Below are 21,444 nucleotides of genomic sequence, written 5' to 3'. Positions count from 1 at the left end.
TGGAGGCGCTCGACTTCGCCGGGCGCCAACGCCTCGTCCGCTTGCTCGTCGAGCGGGTCATCGTGCTGGGGGAGGACGTCACCATCGAGCATGCCGTCCCCCTCTCCGGCCGTTTTTGTCGTTTGCGTCCTGATGATCGACATCCTCGCGTTCCAGAGCCTCTCCTTCGAGGTGGGCTCCCAGCAGGCCATCCACCAGGACACCGCCTACGTGGTGACGGCCTCGCCCCTGGAGTTCGCGGGCGTGTGGATCGCCCTGGAGGACATCCAGGAGGGCTCCGGCGAGCTGAGCTACTACGAGGGGAGCCACCGGCTGCCCGAGTACGATTTCGGCGCGGGCACCAAGCACTGGGACGTGGGCCGGGACGGCCATGAGATCCACGACCGCTTCCTGCGCTACCTCCACGAGGAGTCGAAGGCGCGCGGCCTGCCGCTGCGGCGCTTCCGGCCGAAGAAGGGCGACGCGCTCATCTGGCACGCCGACCTCGCCCACGGTGGCTCGCCCCTGACGCACCTGGATCCCGCGGTGACCCGCCGCAGCCTGGTGACCCACCTGTGCCCGGTGGACGTGGATCCGCACTACTACTCGTGGGCCCCCGAGCGTCGCACCAAGGTCAAGTACCGCGAGGGCTGCTACTACAGCAGCGTGCACTACGCGCTGCAGCCGGAGACCGTCGTCTCGCCCCAGCCCGTGGCCGCCGCCGCCCAGGCCGCCGAGCCGCTGGTCGATGCCGACTGGCTCCAGGCGCTCGAGCCGCACGTTCCGGTCCCGCTCAAGCACATCATCAAGCGAATCGTCTGAGTCCGCTGGAATCGGTGTCCCCGGGCAGGCAGGAGAGCGGGCCCTCGTCGGGTCCCGCTCCGGGCCATGGCTCCGGCGAGCCCCACACCGCCACCCGGGGGGGATGGCAACGGTGCGGACCTTGTTGGCGCCCCACGTTTGCAGGTAGATGTCCGCCCCCCAGCACTGCCTGCAGGAGACGCTACCGGTGGCCCTTGAAGCATTCGCGGACGAGTTGCTCGTTTCGGAGACGCGCTACGGCACGATGCGCCACTTCCGGAACGACGACCCGGTTGGCGTCTCCCTGGAGATGTATGGCGAGTGGGCGCAGCACGAGCTCGACCTGTTCGCCCGGCTGCTCAACCGCGGCGACCACGTGCTGGACATCGGCGCGAACGTGGGGACGCATGCGCTCGGGTTCGCCGCCCTGGTGGGTCCGGGGGGCCGGGTGGTCTCCTTCGAGCCGCAGCCGGTCATCTTCGAGCTGCTGCGGAGCAACGTGCACGCCAATGGCCTCACGCACGTGACCTGCGAGCAGGTCGCGCTCGCCGAGCGCGCCGGCAGCGCGATGCTGTCCGTGCCCGACTACCACCAGCGTCACAACTCGGGGCTCGCCGCGCTCCAGGCCGGCGGCACGACGATCGAGATCCAGACCCGGACGCTCGACGATTACGGCTTCGAGCGCTGTGCGCTCATGAAGCTGGATGTCGAGGGGTGGGAGCGCGCGGTCCTCCGGGGCGGAAAGCAGACGCTCGCCCGGTGCCGGCCCCTCGTGTACGCCGAGTGCAACTCCATCGAGAAGGCCTGGGAGCTGGTGACCGAGGTCGCCGGGGAGTACGAGGCCTGGCTCCACGCGCCGCCCGCCTTCAACCCGGGCAACGTCCGGCACCGGGCGGACAACCGCTTCGGCGCGGCCCACGAGACGAACCTCCTGCTGGTGGCCCGCGAGCGCGCGGCGCAGCTGCGTCCCCTGCTCCAGGAGCTCCCGTTCCTCACCCCGGTGCCGGACCTGGACGCGCTCTCGCGCGCCTTCCTGCGCACCACGCGGTATGGCGAGACGGTCGAGACGGCCGAGCGCGCCCAGATTCTCAGCCGCGAGGTGGCGGAGCTGGAGCGACAGGTCACCGCGGCGCGCCAGTCCGGCGAGGCGTCCGGGCGGCCCGTGCTCAAGCGCAAGGTGCACGTCATCATCCCCGTGTACAACGGGCACGATGATCTGCGGCAGCTGGTGCACTCGCTCTTCACCACCTACCCGGCGCCTGGCGAGCTGCTCCACTTCATCTTCATCAACGACGCCTCGCCGGACCCGCGCGTCGCCGCGTTCCTGCGCGAGCCGCTGCTCGAGCGCGCGGACGTCACGCGGCTGACGAACGAGCGGAACCTGGGCTTCATCGGGACGGTGAACCGCGGCCTCGACACGTGCGCCTACGGGCCCAACGGCACCGACGTCATCATCCTCAACAGCGACACCCAGGTGCACGGCAACGTCTTCGCCATCCTGCAGGATGTGGCGGACCGCTCGCCCAACGTGGCCTCGGTGACGCCGCTGACGAACAACGGCACCATCGCCAGCATCTGGAACTGGCCGGACGGCATCGACCTCTTCCCGGGCCTCCCGCCCGAGCTGGTGGCGCGCGCCATCGAGGAGGCCCGCATCGAGTCGGCCCCCGTGCCCGCCCCCTCCGGCGTCGGCTTCTGCATGTACATGACGAAGCAGGCGCTCGACGCGGTGGGCGGCCTGGATCCGATCTTCGGCAAGGGCTACGGCGAGGAGAACCACTGGTGCCAGAGCGCGGCCAAGAAGGGGTTCCTCAACCTCATCACCACCGAGGCCTTCGTCTACCACCACGGCTCGGTGTCCTTCGGCAACAGCGTCAAGCAGCAGCAGCTGCAGCACAACCTGGCCCTGCTCAACCGGCTCCACCCCTCGTACGACCGGGACGTGCAGGACTACCTCCAGCGTGACCCGCACCACGCCGAGCGGCTGCAGGCGATGTGGGCGGTGCGCCGCCAGAAGAAGGTCCGGGACGGACTGGCCACGGTGCTCTTCGTGCTGCACACGGACCCCGCGTACTTCGGGGGTGGCACCGAGCGGCACACCATGGCGCTCACCCAGGCCCTGCTCGAGTCGGGCCGGGCCGAGGTGCTCCACCTCTACCCCAACCCCGAGGGTCAGGCGGTCCTGGCGAGCTACGTGCCCGGGAGGAGGGGTGCCACACCCCAGCCGCTCTTCAAGGAGCGCTTCGAGAAGGACTCGGTCTTCTCGCTGCTCAAGGTGATGGCGCCGGAGATCGACACGCTGCACGTGCAGCACACGCTGGGCTGGCCGCACTGGATGCTGCAGGCGCCCGCGCTGGTGCCCCACGCCCACAAGCTCCTCACGCTGCACGACTACTACGCCGGCTGTCCCTCCATCCGCATGATGTCCAACGGGGCGTTCTGCGGGGTGCCGGAGAACCTGACGGCGTGCAACGACTGCCTCACCACGCAGCACGGCTTCCGCGAGATGACGATGGATGCGTGGCGCGGCGTCCAGGCCCGCTTCATCGCGCAGTTCGACCGCGTGCTGGTGCCCTCCGAGGCCGCCCGGCGCACGCTGCTGCGCGCGTTCGAGGTGGTGGCGGAGCCCTCCGGCGTGCCGCTCGCGCGCGGCCTGGAGCACCGCATCGAGGTGGCGCCCAACTTCCTGCTCTCCGAGCCCGGCCTGCCCCCGGCGCGGCCCACCTCCGAGTCCGGGGAGGCGCGCAAGCGCGTCGTCTACCTCGGGGCCTTCACCCCGGAGAAGGGCGGGCGGCTCTTCAGCGGAGCGGTGGAGGAGCTCACGCGCCGCGGCCATGCCGTGGAGATCTGGGGTGAGCTCGGCATGCCGCTTCCCGAGGGAGTGACGCACCGGCGCTACCGCGGCGCCGAGGAGCTGCGGGCGCTGGCCGCCCGGTTCCCGGCCGACGTCGTCACCATCGCCGCGGTGTGGCCCGAGACGTTCTCGTTCACCACCTTCGAGGCCGCGCTGGACCTGGGCGCGCCCGTGGTCGTCGGCCCGACGGGCAATCCCCCCGAGGTCGTGCGCAGGTTCGGAGTGGGCGAGGTGCTCGAGGCGCTCACCCCCTCGGCGCTCGTCGCCGCGGTGGAGGCGTGTCTGAAGCTGCGCCCGCACATGGCGCCCAGGTTCGAGGCACTCCGGGAGCACGCGCGCACCCTGACGGTCGGCGCGTACCTGGAGCGGGCCTACCCCACGCTGGCGGCCCGGGTGAAGGTCCCCGCACTGCCCGTGCGGCGGCTGCCCGAGCCGGCCCGGCGCCGCATCGTGCACATGATGGCGCCTCCTCCCCCGCCTCCGCCCGCCCCGCGCATCGAGGTACCACCGCTGCGCTACAAGCTGGCGGACGGGGCCAACGAGGCCATCAAGTCCCACCTGCCCGCGGTGCACGCCCTCAGCAAGTGGCTGATGAGAAGGGCCCGTGGTGGCGAGAACTGAGCATCGTGGCGCATGGCTCATCACCCTCGCGCTGCTGCTCGCGGCGGGCTGCGTGCTGCGCTTCCACGAGCTCGGCCACGACGGACTCTGGACCGACGAGCTCTTCACCTCGTCGATGGTGCGTCAGCACCCCCTGAAGTGGGGCCACTCGAGCTTCCGGAGGGTCAGCGTCTTCGAGGTCACCCCGGGGGATTCGTTCTGGACGGCCAAGGGCGGCGAGCAGAGCCCGCCCCTGTACGAGCTGCTCACCAAGGCCGTGGTGACGGTGCTGGGCTCGAGCGAGTTCTCGCTGCGCCTGGTGAGCGCGCTCGCCGGCTGCCTGTGGCTGATCTACCTCGCGCGCCGCGCCATGAAGGCCCGCGAGCCCTTCATGCGGCGCGCGTACCTGTGCACGCTGGTCATCAGCGCGGTGTCCGTCGCGCTCATCGAATACTCCCAGGAGTGCCGCGCCTACGGCCTGGGCGCCCTCTTCACCGGCATCCTCGCGGATCGCTGGCTCGAGCGCTGGCGCACCGGCTTCGCCCAGGCGGAGCTGCCTGGCTACGGGGAGCTCGGCCTCTTCATCCTGGGCTGCCACACGCACTACAACGCGACCGTCTTCTGCGCGCTGCTGCTCGGCAGCTACGGAGTGGCCGCCCTGCACACGAAGCGCTACCGCGCGCTCGCCCGGCTCGCCCTCGTGCCGCTCGCGTGTGTCCCCTGGCTGGTGCTGAACGCGCACACCATCCTCCTCACGTCGAAGGGGGGCGTGCGCTGGCGCGAGTTCGGTGTCCAGGAGGCGCTGCGCGGGGCGCTCCAGTGCGTGCTCGAGCTGCCAGGCACCTGGGTCCTGCTCCTGGGTGGGGCCGCCCTGCTGCTCGCGGCCGGCCGGCGCCTCTTCGGGCGAAGCACCGAGGGGGCCGGGGTGTGGCGGACCCTGTTGGCCCTCCTGGTGCTCTCGACCGTATACGCGAGCCTCATCGGGTTCGTGACGATGCGGGCTGGCATGCTGCACCCGCGCTACTACCTCTATCTGCTGCCGACGGTGTACCTGGGCACCGGGCTCCTGCTCGCGGCCGCCTTCTCGCGCGTGAGCATCGTGGCCATCCCCCTCGCACTCCTCGTCGCCAGCTCCGTCACGGACGTGCGGAGCTACTACGCCAAGGAGCGTAACGGGTACCGCGAGGTGACGCGCTGGCTGCGTACCCACGGCGACGCGTCCTCGGCCCTCCTCTACACCTGGGCACCGAACCTCTCCGTCTACCGGTACTACCTGGAGACCTTCTTCGGGCCGGACGCCGACGAGCGCGCCATCCCCATCTCGGGCGTGCAGGAAGGGCCGGAGGTGTGCGAGCGGCTCGGAGATGCGCCCCGGGTGCTCGTCATCGCCCACTACACGCACCGTCCGTTCGCCGCCGCGGCCCTCGAGGCCTGCGGCACCCGCTACCAGCACACCGGCGAGCTCGAGTACCGGGAGGTCGTCGGGCAGGTCTGGACCCGCCGCCCCCCTTCCGTGGCGCAGTAGCGCGACCGCTACTCGCGCTTCGCCTTGCGCCGGGCCACGGCCTTCACCAGCGGCTCCACCAGCCCGAAGCCGGGCAGCGAGGCCACCGCGAGCTGCTCCTCCAGCTCGCGCACGCGCTGCTCGGCCGCCCGGGCCCGCGCCTCCGCGTCCAGGGAGCGTGCGAAGAGCGTGGAGAGCGCCTGCTTCTGGTGCAGCGACACCTCCGGCGTGCCGTCGATGGCCGACAGGTACACCGCCTCCGTGCGCCGGGCCGTCTCCTTCCAGGTGAAGCGCTTCACCTGCTCGTGGCCCGCCTCCACCAGCCGCCGCCGCAGCCCGGCGTCCGTGGCCAGCTCCGACAGCCGCCGGGACATCTCCTCCGGGGAGAACTCGCGCAGGTACAGCCCCGCATCGCCCGCGACCTCGGGCACCGAGGTGAGGCTGGAGCAGAGCACCGGCGTCCCCGCCGCCATGGCCTCGAGCACCGGCAGGCCGAAGCCCTCGTAGGTGGTGGGGTAGACGTACGCGAGCGCCTCCTGGAAGAAGACCCGCACCTCGGACGCGGGCAGCAGCCCCAGGTACATCACCCCCTCCGGCCAGAGGGTCTCCCGGTAGAGCGCGCCCTTCACCTGCGAGCACGGCCCCATGAAGACGAGCGACGGCGGAGGTGTCTGGCCCCGCCACCGCGCCCGGAACATCTGGTAGCCCTCCACCAGCAGCCGCAGGTTCTTGTGCGTGTGATCGCTGCCGGCGTACAGGAAGAAGGGCCCGGAGATGCCGCGCGACTCCAGCACCCGGCGGTTGCCCCGCTCGTCGCGTGCCCGGAAGGTCTCCGCGTCCACCCCGTGGTAGACGACGTGGACGCGCTCCGGGGGGAGGTGGAACTCGGAGAGGATCTCCTGGCGGTTGTGCTCCGAGATGGCGATCACCGCCTGCGCCGCGTGCAGCAGGGCGAACGAGAGCGCCCGGTAGTTCCGGTAGATGTCGTAGTGGGGATGCGCCGTGGCGGCCCGGTAGGCGATCAGATCCTGGTAGGTGATGACCGAGTGCGCCGGAGCCTCCAGCAGGAAGCGCATCTCCTCGGGCTGGAACACCTGCGCCGGCCGGTGCAGCACCTGCGTGCCGGGCCGCAGCTTCTCCCCCTCCACCAGGGGGATGCCCAGGGACTGGAAGAGCTCGCGCTGCTCCTCCGTGCGCACGCTCGCCGACAGCTCCAGCTGCGTGTGCGCCGAGAGCGCCTTGACCAGCTCGGCCGCGTAGATGCCCGTGCCGTTCACCCGGACGCCGAGGATGTGGCGCCCGTCGATGCACACGGACACCCTGCCCAGCCGGCGCTTCACGTAGTGCGCGGCCACCTGGGCCTCCAGCGTGCCACTGAAGTCGCCCACCTGCCGGGTGTAGTGCGGGTAGCGCCCGAGCAGGATGCGGGCATTGCGCCGCTCCAGCTCGTTGCGCTCCTCACCGAAGGACACCGAGCCCAGGTGATAGACGAGCGCCCGATTCGCGCGGACCACCCTCATCCCGCTGCGCTGCACGCGCAGGCACCAGTCGTTCTCCTCGTTGTACCCGCGGCCGTACACCGGATCGAGCCCGCCCAGCATGTTCAGGACCACGTCCTTGAGCAGCAGGCAGAAGCCCACGCCCGTGGGCAGCTCGCTGAACCGGGGCCGCAGCTCCTCCAACCGCAGCTCCGTGCCCTGCAACACCTCCATCTTCGTCTCGCCGAAGAAGGCGGGCACCGAGCAGATGGTGGCGTTGTTCGACAGCGGCACCACCGCGGCGATGCGATCGCTGCTGTAGGCCACCTCCAGCAGCTCCGTCAGCCAGCCCCCGGTCACCAGGGTGTCGCTGTTGAGCAGCACCACGTCCCGGGTGCGCACCGACATGCCCCGGTTGGCCGAGCCGACGAAGCCCTGGTTCCGCTCGTTCTCCAGCAACACCACCTGGGAATGGCGCTCGCGCAGCTCGCGCAGCATGGGCGCCATCTCCGGGTCCGGAGAGCAGTCGTTGACGAGGATGAGCGTGCCGAGCGCCTCCCCCGTGTGGCGCAGCACCGACTCGATGCACGAGCGGGTGAGCGCGACGTCCGCGTAGATGGGGATGACGACATCCGCCTGGCGCACGCCCGGCCCCGCGGGCTTCACGAGTCGCCTCCGCCCTTCACCAGCCGGATGAGCCGCCGGGTGCCCACGTGCAGCGGGCCCAGCCTGCGTTTGAGCTGCAGGTTGAGCTGATCCACCAGCACGTAGCGCAGCGGCAGCGACTCCGGCTCTGCGGGAGCGGCGGGAGGAGGCTCGCCCTGCTGCGCGCGCAACAGCCGCAGGGTGTTCACCTCCTCGCGCGCCCGCGCCAGGTCCTCCAGTGCCCGATCCCTCGCCTCGCGCAGCTCCCGCACTTCCCGCTGCAACGCCTGGCACCGGGCACACGCCTTCTCCGCCTCGCCCCCCGCCTGCTGCGCCTCATCTCCGAGTTGCTGTGCCACGGCTCCGCTCCTGAATGATTGAACTTCGGGCGACGCGGGTCTTACTCCAGCGAGCCCCCGGCCCGCCGGGTGCTCCTGCCCACCTGGCACCACTCCGGGAGAATCCCCTCGACGTTCGGATGGAAGAAGGGGTCTCCCGCCACGAGCAGCTCCGCCGCGCGCGTGCGCAGCCGGGCCCTGTCCTGCTCCGGGAGCGGCGCGGCACCACCGCCCTCGTGCCGCACCATCCGCGCATGGGGCGTGCCGAGAATGTGTCTTCCCGTCCCGTGCACCCGGAGGCAGAAGTCGGCATCGGCCCCGCCCTCGGAGAAGCCCTCGTCGAAGCCGCCCTGCGCCTCGAAGAGCTCGCGGCGCACCATGAGGCACGCGCCAGGCACGGCCAGCAGGTTGCGTGGCCAATGGGTGCCTCCGAAGGCGGTGAGCGCGGGGTCCGGCAGGCCGCCAAAGGCCGGGGCCACGTGCCCGCTCGCGTCGAGGAAGAGGCCCGCGCACGCCAGGTGGGCGTCGTTGCGCAGCACGGTGCCGCCCACGACGCCCACGTCCGGACGGAGCGCCTGCGAGGCCAGCTCCTCGAGCCAACCGGGCCCGGCCGGCTCCAGCCCCGGCTCCAGGAAGAGCAGCAGCGCGCCGGTGGCCTCCCGCGCCGCGCGGTTGCACCGGGCCGCCCAGCCGTTCGCCCCTTGCGGCGAGCAGAGCCGAAGCCGCGGCTCCGTGGCCGCCCATGCCTCCAGGGCCCGGGCGCTGTCCGGCTCGCACACGGCGATCAGCTCCCAGTCCGGCCAGTCGATGCGCGCCAGCAGCGTGCGCAGCCCGGCCTCGGACGGCTCACCGGGCCCGGCGAGGAGCACCGAGAGCCGGGGCGTGTCCGGCACCGGGTAGCGGACGCGATAGATGCCCGGAGAGGGGGTCTCCACCGTTCCCGCTACCCCAAGCCGGCGCAGGTGCTCCTCCACGGCCCGGCGTCCGGCCTCGGAGGCCGCGGGCTTGGCGCTCGCGTCGTGCGAGGTGGAGCCGGGGTGCGTGCGCCAGTGGTACAGCACCCGGGGGATGCGGGCGAAGCGCGGCGTGCGCTCGAGCAGGCGCAGCACCAGGTCGTGGTCCTGCGCGCCCTCGAAGCCCGGACGGATGCCTCCCACCTCGCGCAGCAGCGTCGCGCGCACCACCAGGAAGTGGCACACGTAGTTGAGCGCCCGCAGCAGCTCCGGTGACGGCCCGGGCTTGAGGTAGGGCGCGTACCGCCGGCCCTGCGCGTCCAGCTTGTCCTCGTCCGAGTAGAGGACGTCCGTGTCCGGGTGCGCCTCCAGGTGGAGCGCCACCTCGGCGAGCGCGTGCGGCGCCAGCATGTCGTCGTGGTCGAGGAAGCCGATGAGCTCGCCGCTCGCCAGGGCGAGGGCCGCGTTGGTGGTCCGCGCGATGCCCCCGTTGTCCGGCATGCGCTGGAACACGATGCGCGAGTCCCTCCGCGCGTACTCGCGCACCGTCCGCTCGACGTCACGGCAGGGCGAGCCGTCGTCCACGATGCACAGCTGCCAGTCCCGGTAGGACTGGGCCAGCACGGACTCGATGCACGCGCGCAGCATGGGCACGGGCGTCTTGTACGCGGGCGTCACCAGGCTGATGGTCGGACGCCGCTCGAGCCCGGCGAGTGCCGCGTTCGCGGCCGCCATCTCCCCGGGCTCGCGCGCGCGCCACCAGGCCTCGTAGACCTCGGGGGCGGGCATCACCAGCATCGGCCGCGCGCTCCCCATCCACCGGCGCACCGCCTGGACGAAGCCGTGGTTGAAGGCCACCTGACGGCGCATCAACTCCTGCCACAGCGGATGCAGCAGCCTGTCCTGGGGCCCAGCGAGGAACTCCCCGACCACATCCGCCCGGCCCGCCAGGGCCTCGCACCGCGCGAGCAGCGGCTCCGTCCCCATCGGCCACGCCTCACCGGCCTCGAGCAGCAGCTCGATGGCGGCGCGGTTCCAATCGCGTTGACGCTCGATGACCTGTCTGCCGGAGAGACGGAGCGCGGCGACGGGAGCGGACGCGGGCCCGAGCGCCGGGCGGGTGGCCTGCTCCGCGAGCTCGCGCAGCCGGGTGCGCACGGGAAGCTCGCGCAGACGGGGGAGTCCCTCCAGCCCCTCCACGAGCGCCGCGTTGAAGCGCCCCTGAGCGGCCAACAGCTCGCGCTGCAACGGCGCCAGGCCGCCGAGCACCCACTGCTTGGCCGTGGTGACGAGCCGCCCCCGGACGCCGTGACGATGCGAGGCAGGCACCCCCGGGAGACCCACGTCCGCCAGCACGCGCAAGGGCGCAAGCCAGGACATTTCACCAGGGGATTGGGACATGGGCGGCTCAGTTACAGCGGCCCCCCTACCCCGTCAACTCGCGCTGGTGCACCGCGGCATGGCCCGCGCCACGTGGAAGCGCGGCGTGCGCCTGGCCGCTCCGCTGTCCTCCAGGAGTCAGGGCACATTGCCCCACATCCCATCGCGTATGGATTTTTCTGCATGATTTTCCAGGTCACCGGCTCCATGTCCGTGAGGGCAGTCCGTCCGGAAACCTTTCGCGAGGCTCCGGGCTGGACCTGCGGAGGGGGCACGGCACTGGCTGGTCAGATCGGGTCCGGGGGGGCCCCGGTCTGGCCAGTCGGTCCGTGTTTATGGCGTGGCCGCCACGGGCACGACGTCGAGCGCCTGGCAGTAGAAGCTCAGCTCGTCGGCGTCCTGTTCGATGAGCGCCGACAGCGTGGTGCCACCGCCGTGTCCCGAGTCCCGGAGCGGCAGCAGGAAATAGGGTCCGCCCCGCGTGCCTTCCGCCTGGAGCCTGGCGACCATCTTGAGGGGATCGTGCGGCGGCGCGGTCCGGTCGTTCAACGCCGGCACGAAGGCCATCGGCCGTACTCGCCACCGCCTCGCACGTTGGCGAAGGCGAGCACGCCGCCCAGCTTCAGCCAGGCGGCCTGGAGCGCGGTGAAGCGCGGCTCCACCGAGATGTTGAAGCCACCGTAGCCGCTCAGACGCACGGGCTGGCGCCCGTCGCGAGGCAGGTCCTTCCGGTGGATGATGAACATCGACACCCGCGTCCCATCGAGCGACTCGTACCAGACCTGGTCCGTCACGTACTCGGAGGCATCGAGCCCGACGTCGGGGACGTGGTACGGCACCAGGCGGTCCGCCGCGTAGTCATACCGATAGACCGAGGGTGCCTGCACGTAGGACATGAAGCTCACCCACACCGCGTCGCCTCGCCAGGGGCCGCTGATGCCGCTGACGATGCCTTCCCCCTCGTTGCGATTCACGGAGCCGAGGGCGGGCAGCACGAGGTCGCGGAGGAAGGTGCCGTCCCCGGCGTGGATGCGCACGCGATGGGACGCCGCATGCGAGGAGACGGCGTAGAGCCGGCCACCGACGCCAGCGACCGTCTGCAGCGTGTCCGGGCCTTCGGGGATGAGCGTCCGCCACTCCGTGGGCGCCGTCAGTGACGCGACGCAGAGCCGGCCACGCGGCGCATCGAGGTCGGTGTGGATGAGCAGCGAGTCGCCGATCACCTGCACCTGATTGAGGGACCGAAGAGCGGGAGCCACCGGCAGGAGCACGTCATCGGCGAGGCGCAGGAGGTACACGGCGTTGGCGTGCACGTAGTCCCACTTGGAGAGCACGGCGAAGCGGCGGCACTCGCTGACCTTGACGGAGCACCAGTACTCCTTCACCTGGTCGTCGCCGAAGACGCGGCGGGCCGGCGGGCCCGACCCGAGCCGGTGCTCGTAGATGGCGTTCCAGTGCGCCTCGTCGCCCGCGGGCACCTCGCCCGGCTCGGGACACGCCGCATAGAAGAAGCCGGACGCATCGGGCCGCCAGGCCAGGGACGCGTGGCTCGTCCCGCGGGGCCGGTCGGGAAGCAGCCGCCCCGTCTCGACGTCGAGCACGTGGATCACCGCGTCATGGGTGCTGCCCACGGCCTTGCCGAACGCGACCAGCGCCCCATCGGGGGACGGTACGGCGAACACCAGGGCCTCGTTGCTCGCCCACGTGTTGGGGTCGAGCACCGTCTCGAGCGGCGCGCCCTCGTGGCGCCGGAGCATGAGCTTGAGCTTGTCGTCGCTGGCGTCGGCCCGCCAGAGGAACTCGCGTCCGTGCGGCCCGGCGGGAATCGGCGGGGAGAGCCGTGCATACCGCGCGGAGCGAGCCACCAAATCCCTCAACGCATCACGTCCCGGCACCGCGCGCAGCACGCTGTGCGTGACGGCTTCCTGCGCGGAGATCCACGCCTGGGTCTCCGGGGCCTCGAGCCGCTCCATCCAGGCGTAGGGGTCGTCGAACCGCCTGCCATGCAGGGTGTAGCCGCTCTCCGGATCGCGTCGCGCCGTGGGAAACGCCAGGGGCCGGTCCAGGTTCCGCATCCGGAGATCCTCCACCGGCGCGCTGGAGAAGCCCAGCCCGTTCAGCGCTGCCCGCGGTACATCACGGAGGGCCGTAGTGCTGGACGCGCGAGTTCAGCTCCACCGCGGTGGCGTAGATCTGCGCCCAGGCCCGGAACTTGAGGCGGCTGCCCAGGCCCTTCTGGTCATTGGCGTAGTGGAAGAGGTCCTCGCGGAAGAGGGCATCGGCGGCCTTGCGCGCCTCGGGCCCGAGCGGCGTGCCCTTCTTCGCGTAGTAGCGCAGCAGGTCGTAGCCGTAGTCGTGCGTCTTGGCCGCGGGATCGAACTCCTTGTCCGGGCCGATCTTCCCCGGGGCGGAGGCATCGCCGAACGGATCCTGCATGCGCTGGCCGTGCTTCGTCTGGATGGCGTAGGGCTTGTAGCCCATGACCTGCTCGAAGTCGGCGGGAGGCGGGCGGGCACCGGTGAGGTACTCGCGCATCAGCGTGCCGTGGTTGCCCGCGGGCGCGGCGCCCACCTTCGCCGTGCGCTGCAGCGCGCTCGCCGCGCCGGTGAACGTGTCCTGGGGGGCGGGACGCGCCTGGGGGGCCACGGCGGAGGACGGCGCCTCGGCGGACGTCTCCGGAGTGGAGTTGACCGGGCGGCGAGGCGACACTGGGGAATTGCGGACGAGCATGGGAACCTTCGGGGAACGCTTCCTCTCGGATTATCGGAGTTCGACGTCCGGAAGTTGCGGACCCGTGATTGACGCGCCGCGTGGTGCGAGGAGACCTCGGTGGGAACGGACCTGTATCGCGACGGGATGGCCCGGCTGGAAGCGGGAGACGTGGAGGAGGGGCGCCGGCTGCTGGAGGAGGCGCTGCACGAGGCCCCCGGGGACGTGAAGGTGATGCACGGGCTGGCGCTCGCGTTGGACCTGGCGGGAGAGCGCTCCCGGGCGGTGGAGCTGCTGGAGTTCGCGCATGCCCGCGCCCCCTCCGAGCCGGGACCGGCCTGCGACCTGGCCATGTCCCTGCTGGAGCGGGGCGAGGACGCACGGGCGGCGCAGGTGCTGGCGCCCGTGCTGGACGCGCACGCCGAGCACCCCCGCGCGAACCTCTACCAGGCCATGGCCCTGGCGAAGACGGACCCGGCCCGCGCGCGCGCCCACGTGGCGAAGGTGCCACGGGACGCGGACCCGGAGCTGCGCCGGGAGGCGGAGGCGTTGGATCGCGTGCTGGCGGAGAACGCGCCGTCTCCCTGACTGGAGGAACTCATCGAGCGCAAGCGCTCGGACCCACGAGACGGCATCCTCGCCGGACTGATTCAAGCGGAAGCGGATGGCGAGAATGATGCGCGGGGTCCGCTTCAGGGCCCCCCGGCGCGGCCCTGGAGCGTCTCACACGCCTCCTGCTTGCCCAGGTCGCACGCGCGCGAGAAGAAGCTCAACACCACCGAGAGGTCCGCCGGGGGACCATTGCGGACCCCTTTGTACAGGGAGGCCACCCCCGCGCAGCCATCCGCGTTGCCCAGCTCGCAGGCACGGCACCTCATGAGCGGAACACCCCATCGGACGCCCACCCAGCACTCGAGGCCCCAGGCTTGATTCACGAAGGACTCCGAGAGCCGGCCTCCCGTCAGAGCGGATCGAACGAGACGGAGAGCCCGAACGGCACGTGCTGGGCGTCTCCCTTGTACCGGACGCGGGGAACGCTCAAGTCCGTGGCGGACTCATCGATGATGTCCGACAGGTCGAAGTTGACGGAGATGCGGAAGTCGCCCGCCACGTAGTGATGGGGCGCCGGCGTGGTGCCACCGCCGACCGGGGTGCCCGTGCCGGTGAGGTCCACCGACACCGGGCCCGAGAACGGGATGAACAGCAGGTTGGAGTAGAACCGGCGCTGGGTGCCGTTGTTCACCAGGCTGAGCACGAGGCTCTCCTGGTCCGGCGTGAGCGGGATGCTCGTGTGGTCGATGACGAGCCGCGGCGGCGAGGTGGTGGCCTCCTGCCGGGTGTTGACGACGACGGACCGCGGAAACCAGTCCGAGCGGACGAAGAAGACATTCACGTCCTGGATGTTCGAGGGCTGTCCGGGGAACTCGGGCGCGCAGAAGTGGTCGTCCAGCGAGGCCAGCGCGGGATACTTGTGCAACGGGTGCACCGGCGAGCCGTTCCCGTCCGCGTTCATGCCGTAGTAGGTGTTGTTGGAGATGACACCCGTCCGGTAGAGGTAGACCTCGAAGAGGTCGATGTCGAAGCTGCCGACCTGATCGACGAAGTCCTGCTCGGGCGGCGTGGAGTAGCCGTTGTCGAGCGCGCTGATGTCGATCTGCTGGCCCGGCTGGAGCACGTTGTCGCGCGCGGCGTCGTGTCCGCTCTGCAGCACCACCCAGTAGCTCCAATCCCGCGTGCCGTTGCCCCCGAAGTGCTGGCCGGTCTGCGGAATGGTCACTCCGGGCCGGTAGTCATAGGCCACCAGCTCCAATTCCCCGAAATAGAGGCCCTGGATGGAGGTGAGCGCCTGTTGCAGCGTTCCCGCCTGCGCGCTCTGACGTTTCTCCACGAACCGGGTGGGGAGCTTCAGCTCCGGTGACCGGGCCGACTGGAGCAGGTCGCAGCCCACTCCCCCTCCCAGCAAGAGCCCACCCACGCACACCATGCGCATCCAATCACGTCGTTTCATCATGACATCCCCGGCACGAAGCAATGGTCCGGCCCGAGGCAAATCCCGGGCCACGCCGGGAACGACGCCCGGCCACGAGAGCCTCCCCCTGGAGGGGCCGCCATGTCCAACGGGCGCTCCCTCGGAAGCCGCCTACGGGAAACGGAGAGACACGGGACGGGGTAAGGGGACGCGGGCCCGTGTTGCAGCCCCAGGTCCCCGGGCTCAGTACCATGTGAAGTTGCCGCTGTGCCCGGGGAGCGTGCGCTGGAAGCTCGTCTCGGGGACGGGAACGATGACGTGCCTCCCGTTCGGGAGCGCGCCGAAGCCGGCCTCGTTGGCCGCCGCCGTGGCTGCCCAGTTCGCGGGGGTGAGCACGGTGGGCGCGTTGTAATGACCGAACAACGCCGTGCGCGCGGCGGTGGCGATGGCCGGGTTGTCGATGAGGGCGGCGATCTCCCCGTCATAGACCATGCTGCGGTACGTCCAGTTGGCGGAACCGACGATCAGGATCCTGTCGTCGATGAGGATCAGCTTCGAGTGGACATAGATGGCGTTGGGAGCGCCGCCGCTCTTCACGACGGGCGCATAGATACGGAAGTCCGTGTCCATGTCGATGATGTCCACGAGCTTGACGGCCTGATCTGCCTGGCCTCCGCCGCTGAACACCAGGGCATCGTTCTCGAGCCACCTGTTGGAGAAAGTGGAGGAGACGCTCCGGGACAGGTTGCCCGCGTTCGGGTCCTCGCGGACGGTGCACCGCGGGCGGCTGGCGCGCAGGAGGCTCCGGGGCAGGGGCATCCCGGGGACGCGCAGGGTGAGGGAGCGGAAGTTCGTCGAGGCGAGCTTCAGCCAGGTGTGCCGCATGAGGTAGCGGTAGGGGTAGTCATCCCCGGTGAGCTCATGCGGCACGACGATGATCACCTCGAGGGCAGGCACGGCCGCCATCCGGGTTCTCAAGGCGGTGATGATGGCGGGGTCGCAGACGGCGTAGTTCTCCAGGTAGACGTAGTTGTTGGCGGCGCCGATCGCGGCCACCACCTGGTCCCGGATGTCATTGACGCGAGTGGAGGTCTCCGTATTGGTCGTGGCAATGGTCACACTCACGGGAGCGCCGCCGACCGCCGCATGGGCCGCCTGCGCGGTCGTGTTGGCGGTCAGGGCCATGCCCGATTTGTTCCAGCGCCGGACCCACTCGGCCTCGACGGCCGTCGTGGCGGGGCCGCTCAGCTCGACGGCCGTGTCGTGCCAGAAGTTCTGGGCGAGCGGGTGGTGGGCATCATTGGAGTAGTAGTGGTTCTCGAGGTTGATGCCGCCGAGGAGGACGGTGCGCTGCCCGGCGATCGACGCGATGAAGAGCTTCTGGTGGGTCGCGGTCCCCGCCCACCCGTTGTAGCTCTCGAGGTAGACACGGATGCGGCCACTCATCGTGTCGTGCAGCAGGCGGTGGACTTCCGTGTTCTGCGTGTGGACGGCACGTGCCATGGCGTTGACCGCGCGATCCGACTGGCTCGGCTGCCAGAGGATCAGCTCCACCTTGTGGCCAGCCAACGCGACCGCCCGCAGCTCGGCGATCAGACGGGTGCGGTCTCCAGGCCCGCCGACCTCACACTCACTGTCGGCGGACCACGAGGCCATGCGGATATAGGTCCCCGCGTTGGGGGCGCTCTGGCGGACAGCGGTCAGCAAGGCCTTCATCCGGGTGAAGAAACGCTCTCCATCCAGGACGAGGCCGGCGGCATTCTGCGTCGTTGTTACCGGAGGCATGACCCCTCGCTCTCGGAGTGAACGCACCGTCTTATCAGACGGAGCCGTTCAGTTCGTGGACACGAGGAGTCACGGGGTGACTGGCTACGCCGAGCATCTGGCCCCGGAAAGACGAAGGGCGCGGACCCGAGGATTTCTCCAAGGATTCCGCGCCCTTCTGATGGTCGGGGAGACAGGATTTGAACGCCGGGGGTGGGCCTCCTCGCCCGTGGCTGCCTGGCCGCTTCATCACCGCTTTACTTGCCACCCACGGTGGTGCCCTCAAGAGGAGGAAGGAGAGAAACGCCTCAGCCTGCTGATAACGGCATCCATGCGCCGTGCGGCCTCGTCGCGCTGCTGCTCGGCATCCGCGAGCGCGGCAAGCTGCTCGTCCAAATCAAGGTGCTCGCGTTCGTCCTCGCGCTTCACATATCGCTCGACGGTCAGGTTCCAGTTGAGCCTGGCTATCTCATCGAGGTGAACCGCACGCACCTGGCGCTCGTCACCTCCAAAGCCCTGGAACGCCTTCACGATGGTGCCGATGTCCTCTTGTGACAGTGCGCGCCGTCTGCCCTTCTTCACGCCGGCATCGGAAGCATCGATGAACAAGACGCGCTTGCGCCGGCCGGCGGGCTTGCCCTTCCTCAGGACCAGCACGACGGGTGCGATGGAGACGTCGTAGAGCAGGTTTCCAGGCAGACCGATGATGGCTTCGAACCGATCCTCTTCCAGCAGCTTGCGGCGGATGTCCTCTTCGACGCCACTGCGGAAGAGCACTCCGCGCGGCAGGAGGAGCGCCGCCCTTCCCCCTTCCGCGAGGCCAGCGAGGCAGTGCTGCACGAATGCGTAATTCGCGTTGTGCGCGGGCGGTACCGGATTGAACCGGCCAAAGGCATCCTCCCCGGCCCGCTCGGCGCCCCAGTTGTCAAGATTCCACGGCGGATCCGCCAGAATCCCGTCGTACTCGTTCAGTCGTCCCTGCTCCGTCATCAGGGGTGACCAGAGTGCGTTGCCAAGCTCGATGCGCGCATCGACGATGCCGTGCAACAGGAGGTTCATCCGGCACAGGGCCCACAACTCCGCGTTCTTCTCCTGTCCGTGCAGCACGAGCGAGGCCGCCGCGTGGGGCAAGCTCATCGCGGACCGGGACGCGACCTGGCGCGCACACTCCACGAGGAATCCACCCACGCCGCAGACCGGGTCATAGAGGCGCATGCCAGCCCGCAGTTCCAGGAGTTCCGCCAGGAGGCGGGCCACGGATGGCGGCGTGTAGAATTCGCCCTCCTTGCGCCCGCCCGTCTCTGCCAGCCGGAGGAGGAAGCCGTCAGAGACCTCGCCCAGCCTCCCATCCGATAACAGCGCTCCACTCAGACGAGGAAGCTCCGAGAGCGTCTGAATCAGGTTCGCCAACAGCGGGTCGCCCAACCTGATGGAACTGAAATCCGCCTGCGTCAGGAGTCCCCTGAGCAATGGATTCGCCGATTCCAATACTGCGCAGGCATCGTTGACGTGCTCGCCCAGCCCAGAAGAGGCGTGACTTCGCAGCGAGGACCAGCGGGCCAAGGTGGACACCACGAACCGAGGCACGCCGGAGGCGGGAGGCCCGTCCGTCACGTCGCTCAGGAACTTCAGCACCAACAGGCGGAAGACGTAGCCCGCCGCCGAGTCGCGCGTAACCGCCCCATTCGAATGGAGGACATCCGTGGCCTTCCACAACAACCCCACCCACTCAGTCATTGCCGGGTTCATGTGGCAGTTCCTCCCTTCCGGTTGGCAACAGGATTTCCGAGACCATTCCATCCACCAACGCGCGCCGCAGGTCCGCGGCCCGGAGCGCGGCCTGATGGTGCGCCTGCTCCGCCTCGATGAGTTCCGCGAGATCTCGTTGCAACTCCCGAGGCGGCAGGGGAACGGGCAGGTCCTCCAGATCCTTGACGGTGAGCTGGACGAGTCCCGATGAGGACCGGGCGCGAAGCTTCAATCGACCCTGCCACGCGGCGCTCCGGAACAAGGCCAGGAGCACTGCGGGCATGAGCTTCTCCCCAGGCCGTACCACGATGAGATTGGAGCTGACGAGGAGCGAGGCCGCGCTCTCCGGAACGCGCGCCACCTTCTGGAGGGTGCCCCGACAAGAGACGAGCAGATCATCCACCTGGATGCGAAACCGCTCCAGCGACCCCGGGCGCAGCCCTACCGCGACCAACTCCTCGCGAGGAGCGACTCGGCCCGCCTCGATGTCTCCCACGCTGAGCACCGGCTCGTGGATGGCCTTCTCACCTTCCTTCGCCTGATGCCGGGACACCGGCAGCCCGACGAAGAGCGTCTCCACCACGGAGCGCAGTGGCAGGACCGGCCACCGTGTTTCAGAGCGGCTCATGGCGCCTCCCGTGGCCGCCACATGTGCGCGCGGCCCTCATCGAACGTCCACCTCGAACGCCGTCGAGCCCCTGGCATGAACCTCGTTGAAGGTGTGCGCATCCGGCAGGATGCGGCTCAACTCCGGTTCGAACCAGCCGATAGTCTCTCCCAGCACCGCATACCTCTGGGGGAGGTCCGGCCAGCGCCAGATGGGCTCGTGGTGGAAGACCCGGTTGCGAAGCTTGCGAACCTGATGCATGCGCTCCGCCACGCGCTGGCGCGTCCGCCCCCGCCGGGGCATGTGGGGGAAGACGGGCTTCAGCAGCGAGGGCCAGATGACCTGCTCGTAGGAGCGGCTCAGCAGGCTGGTCCAGAAACCAAAGCTGAGCTCGGCCACCAGACGGCCGGGCTCCAGCGGCATGCCGCGATTTCCCAACTCCGTCTTCGCGGCCGCGATCACCCCCTGCTCGCGTGACGACAACCACGCAGGGGTGAGGTCGTACCAGGTAGGTGTTCCCTTGAATGCAGTGAGCGCCTCGTGGAGGCTGTTGCGAAAGGCCACCTCCAGATAGCCCAGCGGCCCGTACAGCGACATGCACAGCGCCACGTTCCACCGGTAGCGCCCGATAAGGACGCGGGGCGTGTCGCTCGGGCTCAAGCGATAGGCCTCCAGGCGAGGGGGCGACAAGACCCTCGTCAGGGCCACGGCGGAAATGGGTTGCACACCCGGAGGGTTCGACATAGGTTCGATGCACCGTCCCCGGGTCGTCCTCTCCCAATGCGCATGCGCTGGTGATGACCCCGGGGTTTTTTGTTTCCGACATTCGTCGCCCCTGGACCTCAGGAAGGCTGGAAGCTCAGCCGCTCCGATCCGTTGGCATGTGCCAAGCTCCGCCACCGCGCCCCCGTTTGGGGTCACCCGGCGAGTGCCTAATCCGCGACGAACAACAACACGGACCACAGTAGGGACTTGGGCGCCCTCCGTCAATGCCTAATGCGCGGAGAACACGCCCGTCCGGTGTGGCAACGTGCGCAAGGGTACGACCAAGCTGGCGCACTCGGACCCGGCCATCACCACGGAGGTGTACGGTCACCTTGACGTGGAGGACCTGCGCAAGGGCCTCGATCAACTCGACTTCACGGCGCCCGAGCCAACCTGGCCGGAGGAAAGCCGCGGGGAGTCATGCGCCAGTTCCATCCCCGATATATGCTGGGGTTGTCGGGGGGGGGGATTGTGGGTTCAGGTTGGCAGGTGCAGTGGGTTCGATTCCCATGGCAGTCGTAGGCGTCTTGATGGCCCTTCTTTTGAATGCAAAGTGGAAGTTCACCGCACTCATGAAGAAGTCTCAGAACGAGGAGAAGGGCATGAAAGAGAAGCGTTGTTTGAAGGTGGGCTTGGAGCGCGCAGTTCCCCGTAGCAACTGGGCCATCACCGTCTTCACTGCGTCCTGGTTCGTCCACCTGGCAACCTGAGCCCGCAATCCGACCGCATCTCCCACCGTGGGGCACACGGCGCTCTCGCCCTCCCGGTCATTGCACCAGGAGCGCTCGTCGAATCCGAGCGTCCCCGTGTCCGCCGAGAACAGGCTCCCTCCGCTTGCCGCTCGTTCGCCGCTGGCCTCTGGCCCCGGAAAGACGAAGGGCGCGGACCCGAGGATTTCTCCTAGGATTCCGCGCCCTTCTGATGGTCGGGGAGACAGGATTTGAACCTGTGGACACGGGGTGCCCCAAACCCGCGACGGCGCACGCCTTTCGCTCAATCGTGAGTGAATCCAGGCACTTCGAGTCCACGGGGCAGTCCTCACCAGTCCCACCTGTCGCCCGGAGTCCCCTCCAGTCTTGGAGACATTTTGGAGACGGGGACAGTGGCACATGAGGCCCCTGGAACGTTTGTGGGAGCCCTTCTGTAGCGCGCCATCCTGACATGTGTGGGTGGGGAAATGGGACGCGAACGAGAGTTTCTGCGGAGGCTGCGTATTCCGGCGATGTGGAACACTCGTTCCGGACGAAGTGGAACGCCTGTTCCGGAGCAAGCGGAACAGTCGGAGCGTCAGCGACGCTGGCCGGGGTTCACTTCGCCCCCTTCTTGGACCGGGTCAAATTCCTTTCCGG

17 protein-coding genes are annotated in these 21,444 nt (G+C 69.5%); 5 read left to right on the top strand and 12 right to left on the bottom strand.

Features of this window, described 5'->3' with window-relative positions:
- Nucleotides 1–132: 132 nt before the first annotated feature.
- From VFZ09_RS51550 to VFZ09_RS51540, 3 genes are all read left to right on the top strand, one after another.
- Nucleotides 133–801: a phytanoyl-CoA dioxygenase family protein gene (locus VFZ09_RS51550; protein ID WP_329735262.1), complete on the top strand. Its 669-nt coding sequence runs from the start codon at nucleotides 133–135 to the stop codon at nucleotides 799–801.
- 187 nt (nucleotides 802–988) lie between these two features.
- Nucleotides 989–4,255, top strand: a complete 3,267-nt coding sequence (locus tag VFZ09_RS51545) for an FkbM family methyltransferase (RefSeq protein WP_329735261.1) — start codon at nucleotides 989–991, stop codon at nucleotides 4,253–4,255.
- Nucleotides 4,242–5,759 carry a hypothetical protein gene (locus tag VFZ09_RS51540; protein WP_329735260.1) on the top strand — a complete coding sequence of 506 codons (1,518 nt, stop codon included), beginning with the start codon at nucleotides 4,242–4,244 and terminating at the stop codon, nucleotides 5,757–5,759. The genes VFZ09_RS51545 and VFZ09_RS51540 overlap by 14 nt, the downstream gene beginning before the upstream one ends.
- 8 nt (nucleotides 5,760–5,767) lie before the next feature.
- Here the strand turns inward: VFZ09_RS51540 and VFZ09_RS51535 are convergent, their stop codons facing one another.
- From VFZ09_RS51535 to VFZ09_RS51510, 6 genes are all read right to left on the bottom strand, one after another.
- Nucleotides 5,768–7,882: a glycosyltransferase gene (locus VFZ09_RS51535; RefSeq protein WP_329735259.1), complete on the bottom strand. Its 2,115-nt coding sequence runs from the start codon at nucleotides 7,880–7,882 to the stop codon at nucleotides 5,768–5,770.
- Nucleotides 7,879–8,220, bottom strand: coding sequence for a hypothetical protein (locus VFZ09_RS51530; protein ID WP_329735258.1), 342 nt, complete (start codon nucleotides 8,218–8,220; stop codon nucleotides 7,879–7,881). Before VFZ09_RS51530 ends, VFZ09_RS51535 begins: the two co-directional genes overlap by 4 nt.
- A 41-nt stretch (nucleotides 8,221–8,261) precedes the next feature.
- Nucleotides 8,262–10,532 (bottom strand): glycosyltransferase family 2 protein, encoded by a 2,271-nt coding sequence (locus VFZ09_RS51525; protein WP_329735257.1) that lies wholly within the window; start codon nucleotides 10,530–10,532, stop codon nucleotides 8,262–8,264.
- Nucleotides 10,533–10,865: 333 nt separating this feature from the next.
- Nucleotides 10,866–11,099 (bottom strand): prolyl oligopeptidase family serine peptidase, encoded by a 234-nt coding sequence (locus VFZ09_RS51520; protein ID WP_329735256.1) that lies wholly within the window; start codon nucleotides 11,097–11,099, stop codon nucleotides 10,866–10,868.
- The gene (locus tag VFZ09_RS51515; protein WP_329735255.1) at nucleotides 11,078–12,607 is read right to left on the bottom strand and encodes a S9 family peptidase; all 1,530 of its coding nucleotides are present in this window, start codon (nucleotides 12,605–12,607) and stop codon (nucleotides 11,078–11,080) included. Before VFZ09_RS51515 ends, VFZ09_RS51520 begins: the two co-directional genes overlap by 22 nt.
- Nucleotides 12,608–12,668: 61 nt before the next feature.
- Nucleotides 12,669–13,262, bottom strand: a complete 594-nt coding sequence (locus VFZ09_RS51510; RefSeq protein ID WP_329735254.1) for a hypothetical protein — start codon at nucleotides 13,260–13,262, stop codon at nucleotides 12,669–12,671.
- Nucleotides 13,263–13,361: 99 nt separating this feature from the next.
- Here VFZ09_RS51510 and VFZ09_RS51505 point away from each other — a divergent pair, with 99 nt between their 5' ends.
- On the top strand, nucleotides 13,362–13,829 hold the full coding sequence (locus VFZ09_RS51505) for a tetratricopeptide repeat protein (RefSeq protein WP_329735253.1): 468 nt from the start codon (nucleotides 13,362–13,364) through the stop codon (nucleotides 13,827–13,829).
- Between the two features lie 104 nt (nucleotides 13,830–13,933).
- Here VFZ09_RS51505 and VFZ09_RS51500 read toward each other — a convergent pair whose 3' ends face one another.
- The 6 genes from VFZ09_RS51500 to VFZ09_RS51475 form a co-directional block, all read right to left on the bottom strand.
- Nucleotides 13,934–14,119, bottom strand: coding sequence for a hypothetical protein (locus VFZ09_RS51500; RefSeq protein WP_329735252.1), 186 nt, complete (start codon nucleotides 14,117–14,119; stop codon nucleotides 13,934–13,936).
- Between the two features lie 83 nt (nucleotides 14,120–14,202).
- Entirely contained in the window at nucleotides 14,203–15,252 is a 1,050-nt protein-coding gene (locus VFZ09_RS51495; protein WP_329735251.1) for a hypothetical protein, read from the bottom strand.
- Between the two features lie 201 nt (nucleotides 15,253–15,453).
- Nucleotides 15,454–16,995, bottom strand: coding sequence for a phospholipase D-like domain-containing protein (locus tag VFZ09_RS51490; RefSeq protein ID WP_329735250.1), 1,542 nt, complete (start codon nucleotides 16,993–16,995; stop codon nucleotides 15,454–15,456).
- Nucleotides 16,996–17,256: 261 nt separating this feature from the next.
- Entirely contained in the window at nucleotides 17,257–18,723 is a 1,467-nt protein-coding gene (locus VFZ09_RS51485) for a class I SAM-dependent DNA methyltransferase (protein WP_329735249.1), read from the bottom strand.
- Nucleotides 18,704–19,351 carry a restriction endonuclease subunit S gene (locus VFZ09_RS51480; RefSeq protein ID WP_329735248.1) on the bottom strand — a complete coding sequence of 216 codons (648 nt, stop codon included), beginning with the start codon at nucleotides 19,349–19,351 and terminating at the stop codon, nucleotides 18,704–18,706. The genes VFZ09_RS51485 and VFZ09_RS51480 overlap by 20 nt, the downstream gene beginning before the upstream one ends.
- Before the next feature lie 36 nt (nucleotides 19,352–19,387).
- Nucleotides 19,388–19,990 carry a hypothetical protein gene (locus VFZ09_RS51475; RefSeq protein WP_329735247.1) on the bottom strand — a complete coding sequence of 201 codons (603 nt, stop codon included), beginning with the start codon at nucleotides 19,988–19,990 and terminating at the stop codon, nucleotides 19,388–19,390.
- A gap of 677 nt (nucleotides 19,991–20,667) precedes the next feature.
- Here VFZ09_RS51475 and VFZ09_RS51470 point away from each other — a divergent pair.
- Nucleotides 20,668–20,805, top strand: coding sequence for a hypothetical protein (locus tag VFZ09_RS51470; RefSeq protein ID WP_329735246.1), 138 nt, complete (start codon nucleotides 20,668–20,670; stop codon nucleotides 20,803–20,805).
- Nucleotides 20,806–21,444 lie beyond the last annotated feature (639 nt).

It is taken from the genome of Archangium sp. (genome assembly GCF_036277355.1).
Lineage (GTDB): Bacteria > Myxococcota > Myxococcia > Myxococcales > Myxococcaceae > Archangium.
This window is presented reverse-complemented; position numbering and strand designations above follow the sequence as displayed.

What these genes read in the sequence shown, in the direction of transcription:
- VFZ09_RS51550 (WP_329735262.1), top strand. Translation starts at nt 133, where the DNA reads ATGATCGACATCCTCGCGTTCCAGAGCCTCTCCTTCGAGGTGGGCTCC.
- VFZ09_RS51525 (WP_329735257.1), bottom strand. Translation starts at nt 10,532, where the DNA reads ATGTCCTGGCTTGCGCCCTTGCGCGTGCTGGCGGACGTGGGTCTCCCG.
- VFZ09_RS51520 (WP_329735256.1), bottom strand. Translation starts at nt 11,099, where the DNA reads ATGGCCTTCGTGCCGGCGTTGAACGACCGGACCGCGCCGCCGCACGAT.
- VFZ09_RS51515 (WP_329735255.1), bottom strand. Translation starts at nt 12,607, where the DNA reads ATGCGGAACCTGGACCGGCCCCTGGCGTTTCCCACGGCGCGACGCGAT.
- VFZ09_RS51510 (WP_329735254.1), bottom strand. Translation starts at nt 13,262, where the DNA reads ATGCTCGTCCGCAATTCCCCAGTGTCGCCTCGCCGCCCGGTCAACTCC.
- VFZ09_RS51500 (WP_329735252.1), bottom strand. Translation starts at nt 14,119, where the DNA reads ATGAGGTGCCGTGCCTGCGAGCTGGGCAACGCGGATGGCTGCGCGGGG.
- VFZ09_RS51495 (WP_329735251.1), bottom strand. Translation starts at nt 15,252, where the DNA reads ATGATGAAACGACGTGATTGGATGCGCATGGTGTGCGTGGGTGGGCTC.
- VFZ09_RS51490 (WP_329735250.1), bottom strand. Translation starts at nt 16,995, where the DNA reads ATGCCTCCGGTAACAACGACGCAGAATGCCGCCGGCCTCGTCCTGGAT.
- VFZ09_RS51485 (WP_329735249.1), bottom strand. Translation starts at nt 18,723, where the DNA reads ATGAACCCGGCAATGACTGAGTGGGTGGGGTTGTTGTGGAAGGCCACG.
- VFZ09_RS51480 (WP_329735248.1), bottom strand. Translation starts at nt 19,351, where the DNA reads ATGAGCCGCTCTGAAACACGGTGGCCGGTCCTGCCACTGCGCTCCGTG.
- VFZ09_RS51470 (WP_329735246.1), top strand. Translation starts at nt 20,668, where the DNA reads ATGAAGAAGTCTCAGAACGAGGAGAAGGGCATGAAAGAGAAGCGTTGT.